The organism is Prevotella sp. CAG:592 (assembly GCF_000436015.1).
Taxonomy (GTDB): Bacteria; Bacteroidota; Bacteroidia; order Bacteroidales; family Bacteroidaceae; genus Prevotella; species Prevotella pectinovora.
Genome location: NZ_FR892599.1, coordinates 25,520 through 40,629 on the forward strand (window position 1 = coordinate 25,520; position 15,110 = coordinate 40,629).

Here is a 15,110-nt window from a genome sequence, read left to right on the forward strand (position 1 = left end):
ATTTTATCCCCAAACGGCATAATGACCGTTTGGGGGGTTATGCTTTCTTGCGATACTGCGACGGTGTTATTCCTACCACCTGCTTGAAGATTCTTGTAAAATGCGACATATCGTAGAAACCGCACTTCATTCCTATCTCGCTGATCGACATGTCATCGCGGTTGTCCAGCATATCTTTGGCTTTCTGCATCTGGCGCTTGCGGAAATATGCCATCGGTGTGTCGCCCGACACAGCATTGAGCTTTCGGCGCAACTGCTGCTGACTCATACATAGGGCTATAGCCACACTGTCTACGGAAAGGTCCGTCGCCATCAATTCGTCCACAGCGGCATCCACCCTATTGAGGAACACGCGGTCGCAAGGCGGCAGCGTCTCCACGGCAGCCTGTTTGTCGTCGGCTGGCGCCTGCATATAGCGTAGGCGCAGCAAGCGGTGTTTCTCCAGCAGGTTGCCGACAGTTACGGATAGTTCTTCAGCATCAAATGGTTTATATATATACGCATCAACGCCAATCTGCAGTCCGCGCAGCTTGTCTTTCTGGGTTGTCCTCGCCGTGACGATGATGACAGGAATGTGGTTGAGCACCTCCGATTCCTTCACTCTCTGACACAGTTCGTAGCCATCCATGCGTGGCATCATGAGATCGGTGATGATGATGTCGGGCACCGTCTCCGTGGCAATGCGCAGTCCCTCCTCACCATCACGTGCCAACACGAGGCGGTATCTTGCCTTAAGCTGCATTGTCATGTATTCCGCCACATCGGCATTGTCTTCCACGATGAGCACGAGCTGACGGGTATCAGCAGAACTGCCGTCAGCCACATCACCACCATCATCATCCATATCATGACTATTCGCACCGATATCCACGAGGGCATCACTCTTGTCGCCTGCCACAGGATTATTATCCTCTCCACAACCGGAAGTTCCGTTATTGCCACCTGTTTTAGTATTTGCTCCAAGCAGAATGTCGTCAGGAATTGTTCCGAGTGACTCAAGCGGTTTCACGTCAACACCCGCCGGGGCCTTGACGGGCACGTTTACGGTGAATACCGAACCGACGTCCACCTTACTGTCGAGCGTTATGCTGCCGCCAAGGGTTTTCACTATCTGGTTCACGAGGGCCAGTCCCACTCCCGACCCGATGGCCTTCTTGTCGCTCTCTGTCTGATAGAAGGGTTCGAAGATATGCTGCTGCTCATTTTCCGGTATACCGCTACCATAGTCGGCAATGCGCAGGGTCAGCATGTCGTTCTCCACCTCAAGCGCCACAAGCACCTGTCCGCCCTCCTTGGAGAACTTTATGGCATTTGTCAGAAGGTTGCACAACACCTTCTGGGCATAGTCTGGCACGAAGTCACACATCATCTTCTTTTGCTTTGGGGCATACATCAGGGTTATCTGTCTGGAGTGTGCCATATTGAGATGACTCTCTATGATGTTTGCCATGAAGAGCACGATGTCGCCATGATGCCAGTCGGGATGTCCGATATTCGACTTCACCTTCTGTATGTCGAGCAACTGGTTGATGAGCGACAGAAGGCGCATGCCTTGTCTTGACACCATGCTTCCCACCTTTGCCATATCGCCTGCCGGCACCTTGCCTTCCTCCATCATCCGTGAATATCCGAGAATAACGGTGAGAGGGGTGCGAAACTCGTGTGTTATGTTAGTGAAGAAACTTATTCTCATCTCCTCCATCTGATGCTGCTCCATCTGCTTGCGCTTACGGCTACGAAGGGCGTAGAGCATGAAACTCATTGTCACACCACCGAGCACAAACAAAAGGACTGCAGCCATAATGCTGACCCACTTAAGCGATTTCTCCGTTTGATACTCCTCGTTCAGGGCATTCACTTCGGCACGCCTCTGCTCATGCTCATAGCGCACTCGCATGTTCTGCATGTGAACAATATTCTTCTCGCTCGTCAGACTGTCGCTGAGTTGGTCAAACGTCCGGTAGTAGTGAAGAGCGCGCCGGCAGTCGTCTTTCTTTGCATAGATGTCGTAGTACAGCTTGGCAATCTGCGCCTGGTGTTCGAGCGAATGCAGGTCGTGGGCAAGGCGGTCGGCAGTGGCGAGATAGGTCATCGCTGTGTTTTCGTCGCCGATTTTAATGTATATCTCCGCAAGAGCGAGACATGGTTCCATGGCATGCCACCTGTCTTCTGACGTTCCCATTATTTCGTATGCCTTGCGATACTCGGCTATTGCTTCTGTCCGCTTGCCTTGCTTCTCGAAGAGGCGTCCGAAGTGGGTATAGCAGAGCGATATGCCGAGGTCGGAATCGGCGAGTCTGTTCTGCTGCATCGACTGCTTGTAGCATGCCCATGCGGAGTCGAGCATGTTTCGCTTTTCGAATACCGAACCGATATTTGCGTAGTTGATGGCCTGTCCGAGGTGGCTTCCGAGTGTCTTCTCTCCCTTCAATGCAGCGCGGAACATAGAGTCTGCCGTTTCGGTGTCGCCGAGAGTAAGACTGATGTTTCCTATGCCGTTGAGGGATACCACACGGTTTTTCATTGCCGTCTTGTCGTTTCGCCGACTGAACAGGTCGCCGAGGTGCAGCGCACGATAGTGGTAGTCCACTGCCTCGTCGAGCACCCCCATTCGTCTGAAATTCGTTCCGATATTGTTCAGCGCCTGCACTGTGGCGATGGTGTCACCGAGTTTCCTTGCGAGTTCCAGTTCACGATTATGACAGGCTATGGCTTTCATGAAGCGGTTTTCATCTCGCCACAAGCGTCCCCGCTTCTGGAGTGATCTCATCTCAAGCATATAGTCGCCACTCTTTTCGGCTTCTTTCACCAGGCTGTCGAGTTGTTCTTTGTCTTTCATGCCGTTTACCACACTGTCGGCGGCATCACGCTTCATGGCGAGGACGCGTGGCGACGGTGAACTATGGCACGACATGATGAGAGTCAGGATTATGGCACACGTAACCAGGAAGGCTGCGCTGCGCACAGAGAATAATAGTCGGATTTTTCGAAATGTATTTAAGGTATAGTAGCGATCTGTCATACGCCAAAATAATGTGGTAGTGGTTGGTATTTTGCGCATTCTGCCGACATCCAGCAAACGGGAGTCTACTAATACGGCAATATGTCTATCGATGCAAATTTACTACAACTTGACAACACTGCAAAAAACTGACTGGAAAAATTTGCAGAAGGGGGAAAAACAAGTATCTTTGCATAAGATAGGCTTCACCTCAGCATAACAATCAAGCAAGCTTGTTGTCCTGCATTCGGTTTGCACTATCTTTGCATAAGATACAAAGTCTCCTCTCCTTTCATGAATAACAAAACGACATACAGCCTCAACTACCGCAACTCTGACGACTGCATCATCCGCCACACCACAACAGCCGACATACCACGGCTGAAGGAAATATTCGCCATTGCCCGCCGATTCATGGCGGAAGCCGGCAACCCCAATCAATGGACAGAAGGATATCCAAGCGAGGAACTTCTACAGGAAGACATTGACAGCGGGGACAGCTACGTTATCGTGAAAGGAGACAGAATAGTGGCTACTTTCGTACTGCGTGGCGGCGCCGACCCTACCTACGACATCATCTACGACGGCAAATGGCCCAACGACAAACCATACGCCACTATCCACCGCATCGCCAGTTCGGGCGAAGCAACGGGCATCATGCACACCGCCCTGCAGTATGCCCTCACCCTCTACGACAACATCCGCATCGATACACATCGCGACAATCTCGTGATGCAACATCTGCTTGCCGACGAGGGGTTCAGCTATTGCGGAGTTATCCACTGCTGGTCTGGCGACGAGCGGCTGGCATTCCAACTTACGAAGAAGGGATAGGAAAAAATCTTTGACGATATATTAAGCCAAACAGAATCCACTCTCCTAAAAATCCAAAATCCAAGCAAGCCCAATGACCGATTGGGGTAAAAAAAAACTATCATAGAGCAGAGGTCCCTGCGGTCTCTCCGCCCCTATTGCCTGTTCCTATATGCGAGCGGAGTCATGCCTGAGCGCTGCTTGAAGAAATTGGAGAGGGCGCTCTGGTCGCTGAAATTGAGATAGTCGGCAATCTCGCCTATCGTCATGTCTGAATGTGTGAGCAGATTGCATATTTCCTTGTATACCAATGATGTGGCATGGTCGTTGACGGTAGTGCCGCTGATTTCCTTCACCAGTCTGGAGAGATACACGGTGGAGACGTTCAGCTTGTCGGCATAGAAGCGAATCTGTCTCTCCTTGCGGAAATTACGGTATAGATGATGGAGGAAAATCTCATAAATGCCTTTTTTGTGGCCGATGTCGTGCGACACGGAACATTGTTCGTATGGCAGTTCCTCGATAATCAGATTGAGCACATTGAACATGCTTCGTATCATCTCTATCTTGTTGATATGCTGATGGCGCACGATGTCGCGTATGAAATGGAAGATATCGAGAACGCTCTTGTATTTGTCGGCGGAAAGGCGGAAGCAATATGTATGGCTTACAAACTCCTCGTCCACCAGCACGCATTCCGCATCGATGTCTGGAGAAACAGACAGGAGCGTTGCCACATCATTGACCGAGACCATAAGCATACTGCCCTCGCCGAGTTCCAGCACATCACCGTCTTTGCCGTTGATGACCATCCGGCAGCTGCCTTGCTTCACGAGAAAGATACGGCAGAAAAGCGCACGCTCCGTCACCATATCGGCAAAGTCCCCACTCTCCTGCCGAGTGACGGCAAAGTGGGCGGCGTATGCTCCGAATATATCTTTCAGATGATATCGTGAGGCAAATTCTTCCAGGTTGTATATCTTTTGGTTCATATCAGTTCCGTGTTTATATCATTGACGGCAATCTCTCTCTCGCCGAAGTCTATCATGGCGTTGAACAGGCTGACGCGGGTTGCCCTCCGCAAGTCGCCGATGGTGATGTCAGCCTCGGTGAGGACACCTTGGTCGAGCAGCGCTGCCCGTTTTGTGCCATAGAGCAATGGGCAGCGTGGCGTAATCCATCCGTTGCCGTCGTGGATGGCGATGTTGGTGAACGATGTGTCGGTCAGGAATCCGTGCTTCAGGATTATCACTTCGTCGGAATTTCCTTTCTTCTCCGCCAGCATATTGAGACGGGAGCGGTCGGTACTTTTGTATTCATAACTTATGTCGCCACCTTCCACCACCTGCAGGGTCTTCATTTCACGCATGTTGTAGGGTGCGTATTCCACTGTCTCCACTCCTTTCTCGCCATACACCACCCGTGCCTTCAATATTCCTTTGCCTGCCTTTGCGTCAATGATTTCGCAGAGGCGGGGCATGTCATGAAGGGCAAGGCCGGGAAAGAAGCGTCTGACGGTTCTTTCCATCCTTGTCTGATGATATGGCAGTGCCATGACTGTGCCATCCTTTATCTTTATTGTCTCTACGAAGTGCATTTTCATTATATTTTTATGATAGAACAGACAGCGACAGAATCATTCCTACCCCATCGGAAGGTAAATCTTCTGTATCACCTCCTCATATTCTTTCCGGCAGTCGCTCATCCAGGTTATTCCTCCGCCTGCCTTGAAATACATGCCGCTCTGGTCTTGCTCGATGAAACGTATCATGACGGCAGAATTGAGTTCTCCGTTGTCATAGATGCCCATCACTCCGGTATAGAATCCTCGTTTGTAGCCTTCCGCCTGGCTGATGATTGCCACGGTCTTGTCTTTTGGCGCTCCCGTTATCGACCCTGCCGGCAGCTGTGCCGCCAGTATGTCACCGATGTTCCGGCGATAGTCGGCAGGGAGTTGTCCGCTCACCTCCGAACTGGTCTGCAGTATGTCGCCCTTGTTTGTATGCAGCAGGTCGATATACCGGTATGTGTCCACCCTCACGTCGGTCGCCACCCTACTGAGGTCGTTTCTGATAAGGTCAACTATAGTGGCATGTTCGGCAGCCTCCTTCTCATCATCCATCAATACCCTTTCGGCATCTGGGATTGTGGCATCGAGCGTTCCCTTCATAGGATAGGAATATATCCTTCCGCCCTTTATCTTAACGAAGGTTTCGGGCGAGAAGCACACTATGCTTTTCCTTTCTCCTGTCTCCTTCCCCACCTTGAGCAGCAGTTTGTATTTGCCTCTGGCATGGAGAAAGATATCATCGGGCGTGAGACTGCATCTCACCGGCACCTTGCATGTGAGATTGGTCAGATAACTGTTGCCTGCCATCAGATTGCTCTTCACGATGGCGAAACTCTTCTCATAGTCCTCATAGCGAGGTTCGTCCACCTGCCATTCAACAGGCGTTGGGAGTGGTCTGACATCCATCTTGTCTACATTGCCCACTCCCTCAAAGTCGTAAAGGCATTCCTGCGGATTGATTTCCGACAGCTTGTGTATATATGCGCCATCTCCCTCATAGTCGATAACGAAGAGGAATGGTTCTCCCCCGGCTGCGAGGATGTTCATGCGGTCGATAATCTCTTGTCTCATATCTCGATACTACACCTTGTATTATATATGGACGTGTATCCATAAGTCTAAGCAAGGTGAAAGATTCATACTTATATACTTGTATATATAATGCAAAGGTAATAATTTTCTTTTAAAGACCGCAACCTGACGTTTCTTATCTGCATTTATCCCCAATCGGTCATTAGGGCTTGCTTGGAAGTTGACACTCCCAACTACGAGGTGTCTGCCATTTGAGTTATCTCCGGTTTGTCTGTGTAACGCCTTTGTAGCACGTTTTACCTGCTTATTAAAATGCATGTAACATCTTTGACATACAGTGACAGTACTTTTGCAGCAGAATTTAACGTTTTGAAATCAATATTCGGAATTTAATCATTAAGGTATAATATAAAGGTAACAAAGAAAATGAAAAAGAAGAAATTCGGAGTTTGCGGTAGAAACAAGATTGCCGTATTGTCAATGGCAGCTATGATGTTGCTGGGTGGTTTGAATTTGCAGGCTCAGAAGAGCAATGTTGCTTCTGTCAATGCCAATGCAGCGGTGGCGGCCGCTGGAGGTCCAGGCAACACAACGCCAGAGACAGTCCGTTCGGAATGGAAGAAGCTGAAGGGCGACATCACGCTCTATATGGCTAACGACCTCGGCAGAAACGGTTATTATGACCAAAAGCCCATTGCAGAACTGATGGGAGAGATGGGAGAGGTTTTAGGTCCGAAATGCGTGCTTGCCGTTGGCGACATTCATCATTTCAACGGTGTGGCATCTGTCAACGACCCATTGTGGATGACAAACTTCGAACAGGTTTATTCGCATCCCGAACTGATGCTCGACTGGTTTCCTGTGTTGGGCAACCATGAATACCGCGGCAACACTCAGGCGGTGCTCGACTATGGCAAGGTGAGCCGCCGCTGGATGATGCCGGCCCGCTACTACACCAAGGTGTTCAACAAGAAAGGCACCACACTTCGGGTGGTATTCCTCGACACCACACCGCTCATCGACCGCTACCAGCAGAACTCCGACGTTTATCCCGATGCCTGCAAACAGGATATGAAAGCAGAACTAGACTGGCTCGACAACACGCTGAGGAATGCCAAGGAGGACTGGGTAATCGTTGTGGGACACCATCCCATCTATGCATACACCAACAAAGCTGAAAGCGAGCGCACAGACATGCAGACTCGTGTGCTCCCGATTTTGAAGCGCTACAAGAACGTGGCTATATATGCCTGCGGACATATCCACAACTTCCAACACATCAAGATGAAAGGCGACGACATCGACTATGTGGTCAACACATCGGCATCTCTCGCCCGTCCGGTGCAGGCCGTCAAGGGCACCGTGTTCTGCAGTTCCGATGACGGTTTCTCTGTCATCTCTGCTTCGAAGAAACAACTCAGCATGTATATGATTGACAAGGAAGGCAAAGTGATTCACGAGATTCAGAAATCAAAATAACAGATGAAGAAGATTCTTTTCAGTGCGGCTCTTCTTGCCGCTGCGACTACAGCCGTCAGTGCTCATACGCTCGACGGCATAGTCAAGGATAACAAGACGGGCGAACCGCTCATCGGCACAGTGGTGCGGGTAAAGGAACTGCCCAACATAAGTACTACCACAGGTCTCGACGGTACGTTCTCTCTGCACGAACTGCCCGAAAAAGGCAAGTTCACCCTCGTCATCACCTATATGTCATACAAGACAAAGGAGATGGTGGTGGATGTTGCGAAAGACTACTCCAAAGGTTCTGAAGACGGCAAGGACGGACAGTTGACAATCGCCATGGACGAAGACTCCAGACAATTGGGCGAAGTGGTGGTCACGGGTCACCGCGAATACCGGTCAGACCGCAGTGCTGTGGAGACGGTGAAGAATGCCGGCACAGTGCTCAACGTGATGAGCCAGCAGAGCATCCAACTCTCGCCAGACGTGAATGTGGCAAGCGTGCTCCAGCGCGTGTCGGGAGTCACTATGGAGCGTGATGCCTCCGGTGAAGCTTCTTATGCCATCATGCGTGGTATGGACAAGAGATACAACTACACACTCGTGAATGGCGTGAAGATTCCGAGCCCCGACGACAAGAACCGCTATGTGCCTCTGAATATCTTCCCGTCCGATATGATGGACCGTCTTGTGGTTTCAAAGTCACTCACCGCCGATATGGAGGGTGATGCAGCAGGAGGTGTGGTAGACATGGTAATGAAGGATGCGCCTTCTCGCTTCCAGCTGCAGGCCAATGCCGCCATCGGAGCCACCGACTATTTTGGGAAAGACGGCAGAGACTATCTCACAACCGACCGTTCTGACTATACCCACAAATCGCCATACGAGGCTAACGGTGCTGACTACAAGGCTACGATGAGCGACTTCAAGAACGGTCCGGTGCGCCTGAAGAGCCACTCTACTCCTGCCCCCAACTTCGTGGGCGGACTGAGCATCGGCGACCGTTTCTGGAAAGACCGTCTCGGAGTGATGCTCGCCGGAAGCATCCAGAACACCTTCCGTGGCACTGAGCGTACATACAACTCCGTGAAGATGGCATCGGGAGAACAGGCGATGTATATCTCAAACCTACACCACCGCTATTACAGCATCCACGACCTAACCTCTGGTCTGCACGCCAAGATAGACCTGACACTGCCTGAACACAAGCTGGAATGGTATAACATGTACGTTAGGTCTAACTCTAAAGGCGTTCGCTACGACAACGGCATCAGCACAGAATATATCGCTGCCGACTCATACACACAGGACGACGAGGTGCGCTCCACATCTGCCACACAGAGCATCTTCGCCACAAACCTGAAAGGAACACATCATCTCACTAAAGACTTCACCGTGGACTGGTCAGGAATATTCTCACAGGCCAAGGAGGAAGACCCCGACAGAACATACATCACGCTGACCAATTCCGTCAGCCGAGATGCCAGTGCTGAAGGCGACGTGGTGGGCGGTTCGATATGGAACACGGACAAGAACATCACAAAGACGCTGCCGAAGAACGCCGAACGCAGATTCCAACACAACAAAGACACCGATTGGGCGGGCTACATCAATTTCTCATACGACACACATTTCGGCAACGGCGTTGACGCTCTATGGAAAGCCGGAGCGCAATATCGCCGCAAGGAGCGCAGCAACAGATACTACTCGTATATCTTCAATCCTGCCGACATCTCGCAGAAGCTCGACGGCAACGGCTATGACCAGTTTGCCAATGTCGACTGGGTGTGCAAGACTCCGTATTCTCAAGCCTCACAGCTCAACTACGACTCAAAGGAGCATATCGGCGGTACCTATGCCATGGTGACTCTGAAGAGCAGGATAGGCGAAGTGTATGCCGGTTTCCGTGCTGAGCACACCAATCAGATATACACTATGCTTCAGCATTTCCGCAATATGGGACAGGTGGGCGAACAGAGCTATTGGGACTATCTGCCATCGGCATCGCTCAAATGGACACCGACAGCGAAGATGAACGTGAGACTCTCTTACTACCGCAGCATCAACCGTCCGGGATTCTATGAAATCGTGCCTTATCAGATTCAAGGCGAGGAATATCAGGAGAAAGGTAACCCGAACCTGAAACGTGCACGCATCGACAATCTGGACCTGAGATGGGAATGGTTTCCAAGCAAGACGGAGCAGATACTCGTCGGCGTATTCTATAAATACCTGAAGAATCCTATCGAGCAGGTGTTCGTTACTTCAGACGGTAAGATCGGTGCCGGAACGGATGCCTACTATATGCCAGACAACCTCGGTAACGCCAAGAACATGGGCTTCGAGATCGACGTGATAAAATATATCCGCCACTTCGGTGTGAAGGCAAACTACACCTACACCCACTCCCGCATCACCACATCAAAGCGTGAATACCAGGAGGGCAGTGCTGAGTATAAGACAGGAGTGACACAGACCCGTCCGCTCGTGAACCAGGCCCCTCACACCGCCAACCTCTCCTTGCTCTACAAAGACACGGAGAACGGATGGAACGCACAACTCGCCGCCTCGTTTACAGGCACCAAACTCGCTCTCGTCTCGCCATTCAAGAATGCCGACCAGTGGGACAAGGCAATGTTCGGTCTGGACTTCAGCGCCGAGAAGCAGTTCAAAAACGGCATCTCGATATTCTTCAAGGCAAACAACCTACTCGACGCAAAGCGCGAGAGATATCTGAAGACCGTGAACCCGGACAATCTGGAATACGAAGGACAGAAGAAGGACAAGACCATCGTGGGAACATACAAATACGGAAGGACGTTCCTTCTCGGAGTGAGATACAAACTGTAATGCAAAGAGTGTTTAGCTTTCAGAAACCCAAATCACAAAAAAAGAAATAAAATGACAAGGTCAAAAGTAATATACAGTGCGCTGATTATGGCAGCTGCAACATTGTTCTCAACATCTTGCGAGAACGACAACATCAATCCATACGATTACGTTAACAACAACGGCAACGGCAGCAACGGGAACCAAGGCTCTGCCGATGTAATCAAGACCGCCATGGCTGAATATCCCAAGGGCTCTCTGGTATGGACCAAGGACACCACTCTGAGCGAGAGCGTAGAGATACCTGTCGGCACCTCGCTATACATCGAGCCAGGAGTCACCGTGACATGCAAGTCGGAGGTTCAGGTGCCTGTAGAAATCGTAGTGCTTGGCAATCTCTATTGTATGGGAACGGCAGAGAAGCCGGTCACTTTCACTTCCGACACCAAGAAGACTGAAGACTGGGGAGGAATAATCTGCGGATACAATTCCGAGGAGGTAGTGCTCAGCCATGTCAACATCGCCTATGCCGGAGCCACACCGACGGAATCGTCGGCATCGTTCCAGAACAAACTGTTCAAGACTACCATCGACGGCGGTGTGCCTGCCTTCCACTTCTGCAATGTGAACGGCAAGTTCGTCATTGCTGACAGTTTCTTCCACGACAACTACAACGACCAGACATACTTCACCGGCGGCAACGGCGTGATCGTAAACAACATCTTTGCCGATTCCGGCAATGCCGCCGACGGTGGCGAGGCCATCAACGTGAAAGCTGGCTGCAAGCTCGACGTTGCCAACAACGTCATCTACAATGCCTGCACCAATGCCTTCAAGCTTTCTAATGCCGGCAACAGCGAAGTGATTCCGCTCACTGAGATGACTGTCTACAACAACACCATAGTGGATTGCGGATGGCGCCGCTCCAAGAACAAGAAAGGTGGTTCGGTATGGGTGGAGAAGGCAGCAAAGCCAGTCTTCGTGAACAACCTCGTATATGATTGCCGCTACGGTCTGAAGCAGCCGAAACAAGATGGTGTAGACATTGAGCACAGCCGCCTCACTCCCAACTACTATTACGCTTCTACAGAGAAGGGCGTGGAGCAGATGGCAAAGGGAGCATCGCTCGCTATATGGTTTGACACCGACATCAAGAGCAGCGTGGCTGGTCAGCTCGACCCGCTCTTCAAGAATTTCCGTCAAAGCGACAATATGGACATCAACTGTGAAGCTGACAAATTGGAGAAAGGTGCTCCACTGGCTTTCGACAAGACATGGGATTTCAACTTTCAGCCCGGCAGTCCTGCCCTCTCTGGCGGTGTGACAGATTTCAGCCGTCTCTTCCCCGGCGGACTCCCATTCTTCGGAATGAAGAAGGTGAACTTCCTCGACAGCAACAACGACATCAACTATTATTTCACCGCTCCACTGCCAAGCTCACGATTCGGAGCATGGATGTAATTACCATACTTCCAGACGGTCTGACGATTGAAATCCACTCTTCTAAAACACTAAAATCCAAGTAAATCATAATGACCGATTGGGGATAAAGAAACAAAGTAAAGATTTGAAAATGAAAAAGACAATCACAGTTCTTGCAGCCTTGTTCCTGTCATGCTGCGGCATGCAGGCACAGGACGGCAAGTCCGCTAACCTGACATTCCAAAGACCTCGCCTCGTGGTGGGCATCGTGATAGACCAGATGCGCTGGGACTATCTCTACCGTTATCAACAGCGCTATACCGAAGGTGGATTCAAACGCCTGCTCAACCAGGGATATTCATTCGAGAACACTCGCATCCCATATATCCCGTCGGTCACGGCGATAGGCCACACCTGTATATATACCGGCAGCGTGCCAACGATACACGGCATTGCTGGCAACAACTTCTATAAAGACGGCAAGAAGGTGTATTGCACCACCGACAAGACGGTGACCCCCGTGGGAACGAAGAGCGAATCAGGACAGATGTCGCCGCGCAACCTGTGGGTAACCACAATCAGCGACGAGATGAAACTCGCCACCAACGGTCGATCTAAGGTTGTAGGCGTTTCGCTGAAAGACCGTGCCTCCATCCTTCCTGCCGGACATACCCCGGACGGGGCATTCTGGTTTGACGACGAGACGGGCAATTTCGTGACAAGCACATACTATATGGACAAGCTACCCGCATGGGTGACTCGTTTCAACCGCGAGAGGCACGCCGAGAAATATCTCTCTGAAAAATGGCAGACAATATATCCCAAAGACTCCTACATCGAAAGCACTGCCGACAACACAGAATATGAAGACGGCATCAAGGCTGGCGAAAAGGCACTGCTGCCTCTCGACCTGCCGTCGCTATACAAGAAATATGGTTATGAGATAATCCGCAAGACGCCGTTCGGCAATTCTATAACCTTCGACATGGCCCGCGCCGCTATAGAGGGTGAGCACCTTGGCGAAGACGACGATGTGGATCTGCTGGCTGTGAGCTGTTCGAGCACCGATTATATCGGTCATCAGGTGGGTCCCAACGCCGTTGAGATTGAGGATACATATCTCAGACTCGACCGCAGCATCGCAGACTTCCTCAACTATCTCGACGAGAAAGTGGGCAAAGGGAATTATCTCGTGTTCCTCACTGCCGACCATGGAGCGATGAACAACGCCCGCTTCCTTCAAGACCGTCGCATCCCGGCTGGGGCATGGAGCAACTCTGAAGTTGCCGACCGTCTCAATGCCAGACTCTCAGAGACATTCCCCGGTTGTGGCAAGATAGTAAGTGAGGTGATGAATTATCAGGTGTTCTTCGATATCGCCAGAATCCGCCAGCTGCATCTCGACTACGACCGCATCAAACAATGTGTCGTTGACGAACTGCTGACAGACTCTTCAGTGCACTATGCCTGCGATATGAACAAAGTGATGACTGCCACCATTCCCGACGACGTGAAACGGCGCATCATCAACGGTTATTGCCACGGCAGAAGCGGTGACGTGCAAATTGTGCTCAAACCTGGTTTCTATGCCCACAGCATGAAAGGCACCGACCACGGAGCATGGACTCCCTACGACACACACATCCCCCTCATCTTCATGGGATGGGGCGTAAGCCACGGCAGCACCACAGAACTCACGGAGATGACGGATATCACTCCTACTATAGCTGCCCTGCTACATGTACAGGCACCAAGCGGATGTGTAGGAAAGCCGCTTCTTCCTTAACCCCAATCGGCCATTAGCGCTGGCTCGTAACTTGATTTTTTAGAAGAGGGGATCTTGTTTGATCGGTCATTAGGATTACAGCCCTAATGACCATTTTTTTATGCGGGGCAATGTGCTCTCTTTCAAAAACTGCAACAAAGGCGTGTGCTGAGCACAATGAAGTTTCCGTTACCGTTGTTGATATACTGGAATGACGGCTGTATGGCTATCGACTTGGTGAGCTGTCGCCGCCATGTCAGTTCCAGCGAGAATTCATTGTCCTGACAGAACTGTGCATACTGTCCGGAGATGCCACACATGTTGAGACTGTCGGTATAAGCGCCTCCAGCCTCAGCATAACGGTAGCAACCGCTCTCGCGGCAGGTGTTTTCTGAATATTGTGCCATACAGGTGATGGTCTTCCCGTCTGATTTCCACACCGGCTGTTCGCCATACACCCACCAGGCGCAGCTCGTCTTGTGGACAGCCTCATCGGCTGGCGCCATCTCACTTTCATCGTCGAAGACAAACCGGCGGGTATGGAGAGTAACTCCGGCATAATACAAAGCGCCACGCCAGGAATACTCCAGCTGAGAAATGTTGAAGATGCCGTCACGCTTTGGATTGATGATAAACGGATTGTCATGGTGCTTCCATCCATTATAGCCTACACCATTATACAGGCTGTTCCTGAATGTCCATCCTCCCTTGCTTACGTCGAAATATACCGTCAGGCCTGACAGTGGATAGTTGGCTATCGGATAGCTTGCGGCGATTGTAGGGAAGATGCCGCACGAACTGTTAGTGAAGAGTGCAGTCACGTCGGAAGTGAAGAAATCCTCATTCACGTTTCTCACTCCCACGAACAGGTGTCCTGCCTTCCATTCGTGCATATACCCCAACACGGCAATGCCGGCAAACATATTGTCTGCCTCTATGTTTGAGAACCCCTGCCAGTCGTCGATGATGCCGTCGCCAGTCTTCGCCACATGCAGCGTAGCGGCTTCCAAGGAACCGCCCTTCCATAGCGGAACGCTCATTTCCAGTCGCAGCAGGTTCACCCAATTGGTACCTTTATTCATATCCCATTGCCACTCAGTGGTATAGTTGCCCCAGAAACTCTGTGCATTCGCCATACTCGTGCTGATGCAGCATAGTGCCGACAGAAGGATGTTGCGTCTCGTTGTCTTCATAATCTTAAAAAACGGTGCTCT

10 protein-coding genes are annotated in these 15,110 nt (G+C 51.0%); 5 read left to right on the forward strand and 5 right to left on the reverse strand.

Annotation, left to right across the window (positions count from 1 at the left end; genetic code table 11):
- Nucleotides 1-37: 37 nt before the first annotated feature.
- Nucleotides 38-2,965, reverse strand: a complete 2,928-nt coding sequence (locus QVO99_RS07835) for an ATP-binding protein (RefSeq protein WP_288177056.1) — start codon at nucleotides 2,963-2,965, stop codon at nucleotides 38-40.
- 330 nt (nucleotides 2,966-3,295) lie between these two features.
- On the opposite strand from QVO99_RS07835, the gene QVO99_RS07840 reads away from it, so the two are divergent.
- Nucleotides 3,296-3,835: a hypothetical protein gene (locus QVO99_RS07840; RefSeq protein WP_022317058.1), complete on the forward strand. Its 540-nt coding sequence runs from the start codon at nucleotides 3,296-3,298 to the stop codon at nucleotides 3,833-3,835.
- A gap of 134 nt (nucleotides 3,836-3,969) precedes the next feature.
- Here the strand turns inward: QVO99_RS07840 and QVO99_RS07845 are convergent, their stop codons facing one another.
- Genes QVO99_RS07845 through QVO99_RS07855 form a run of 3 tightly spaced genes read right to left on the reverse strand, consistent with a single transcriptional unit; the run spans nucleotide 3,970 to nucleotide 6,455 of the window.
- Nucleotides 3,970-4,806, reverse strand: a complete 837-nt coding sequence (locus QVO99_RS07845; protein ID WP_022317059.1) for a helix-turn-helix domain-containing protein — start codon at nucleotides 4,804-4,806, stop codon at nucleotides 3,970-3,972.
- A complete protein-coding gene (locus QVO99_RS07850; RefSeq protein ID WP_022317060.1) occupies nucleotides 4,803-5,417 on the reverse strand; it encodes an aminotransferase class IV in 615 nt (204 codons plus the stop codon). The genes QVO99_RS07845 and QVO99_RS07850 overlap by 4 nt, the downstream gene beginning before the upstream one ends.
- 39 nt (nucleotides 5,418-5,456) lie before the next feature.
- Nucleotides 5,457-6,455 carry an aminodeoxychorismate synthase component I gene (locus QVO99_RS07855; RefSeq protein ID WP_022317061.1) on the reverse strand — a complete coding sequence of 333 codons (999 nt, stop codon included), beginning with the start codon at nucleotides 6,453-6,455 and terminating at the stop codon, nucleotides 5,457-5,459.
- Between the two features lie 387 nt (nucleotides 6,456-6,842).
- Between QVO99_RS07855 and QVO99_RS07860 the strand changes: the two genes are divergently transcribed.
- The 4 genes from QVO99_RS07860 to pafA all read left to right on the forward strand — a co-directional run bounded on the left by QVO99_RS07860 (nucleotide 6,843) and on the right by pafA (nucleotide 13,917).
- The gene (locus QVO99_RS07860) at nucleotides 6,843-7,895 is read left to right on the forward strand and encodes a metallophosphoesterase (RefSeq protein WP_022317062.1); all 1,053 of its coding nucleotides are present in this window, start codon (nucleotides 6,843-6,845) and stop codon (nucleotides 7,893-7,895) included.
- A gap of 3 nt (nucleotides 7,896-7,898) precedes the next feature.
- Complete coding sequence (locus tag QVO99_RS07865; protein ID WP_022317063.1) at nucleotides 7,899-10,730, forward strand: TonB-dependent receptor; 2,832 nt, start codon at nucleotides 7,899-7,901, stop codon at nucleotides 10,728-10,730.
- A gap of 51 nt (nucleotides 10,731-10,781) precedes the next feature.
- Nucleotides 10,782-12,170 (forward strand): right-handed parallel beta-helix repeat-containing protein, encoded by a 1,389-nt coding sequence (locus QVO99_RS07870; protein WP_022317064.1) that lies wholly within the window; start codon nucleotides 10,782-10,784, stop codon nucleotides 12,168-12,170.
- A 112-nt stretch (nucleotides 12,171-12,282) separates the two neighbouring features.
- On the forward strand, nucleotides 12,283-13,917 hold the full coding sequence (gene pafA / locus QVO99_RS07875) for an alkaline phosphatase PafA (protein WP_022317065.1): 1,635 nt from the start codon (nucleotides 12,283-12,285) through the stop codon (nucleotides 13,915-13,917).
- Between the two features lie 122 nt (nucleotides 13,918-14,039).
- Here the strand turns inward: pafA and QVO99_RS07880 are convergent, their stop codons facing one another.
- On the reverse strand, nucleotides 14,040-15,089 hold the full coding sequence (locus tag QVO99_RS07880; RefSeq protein WP_022317066.1) for a carbohydrate porin: 1,050 nt from the start codon (nucleotides 15,087-15,089) through the stop codon (nucleotides 14,040-14,042).
- Nucleotides 15,090-15,110: the final 21 nt, after the last annotated feature.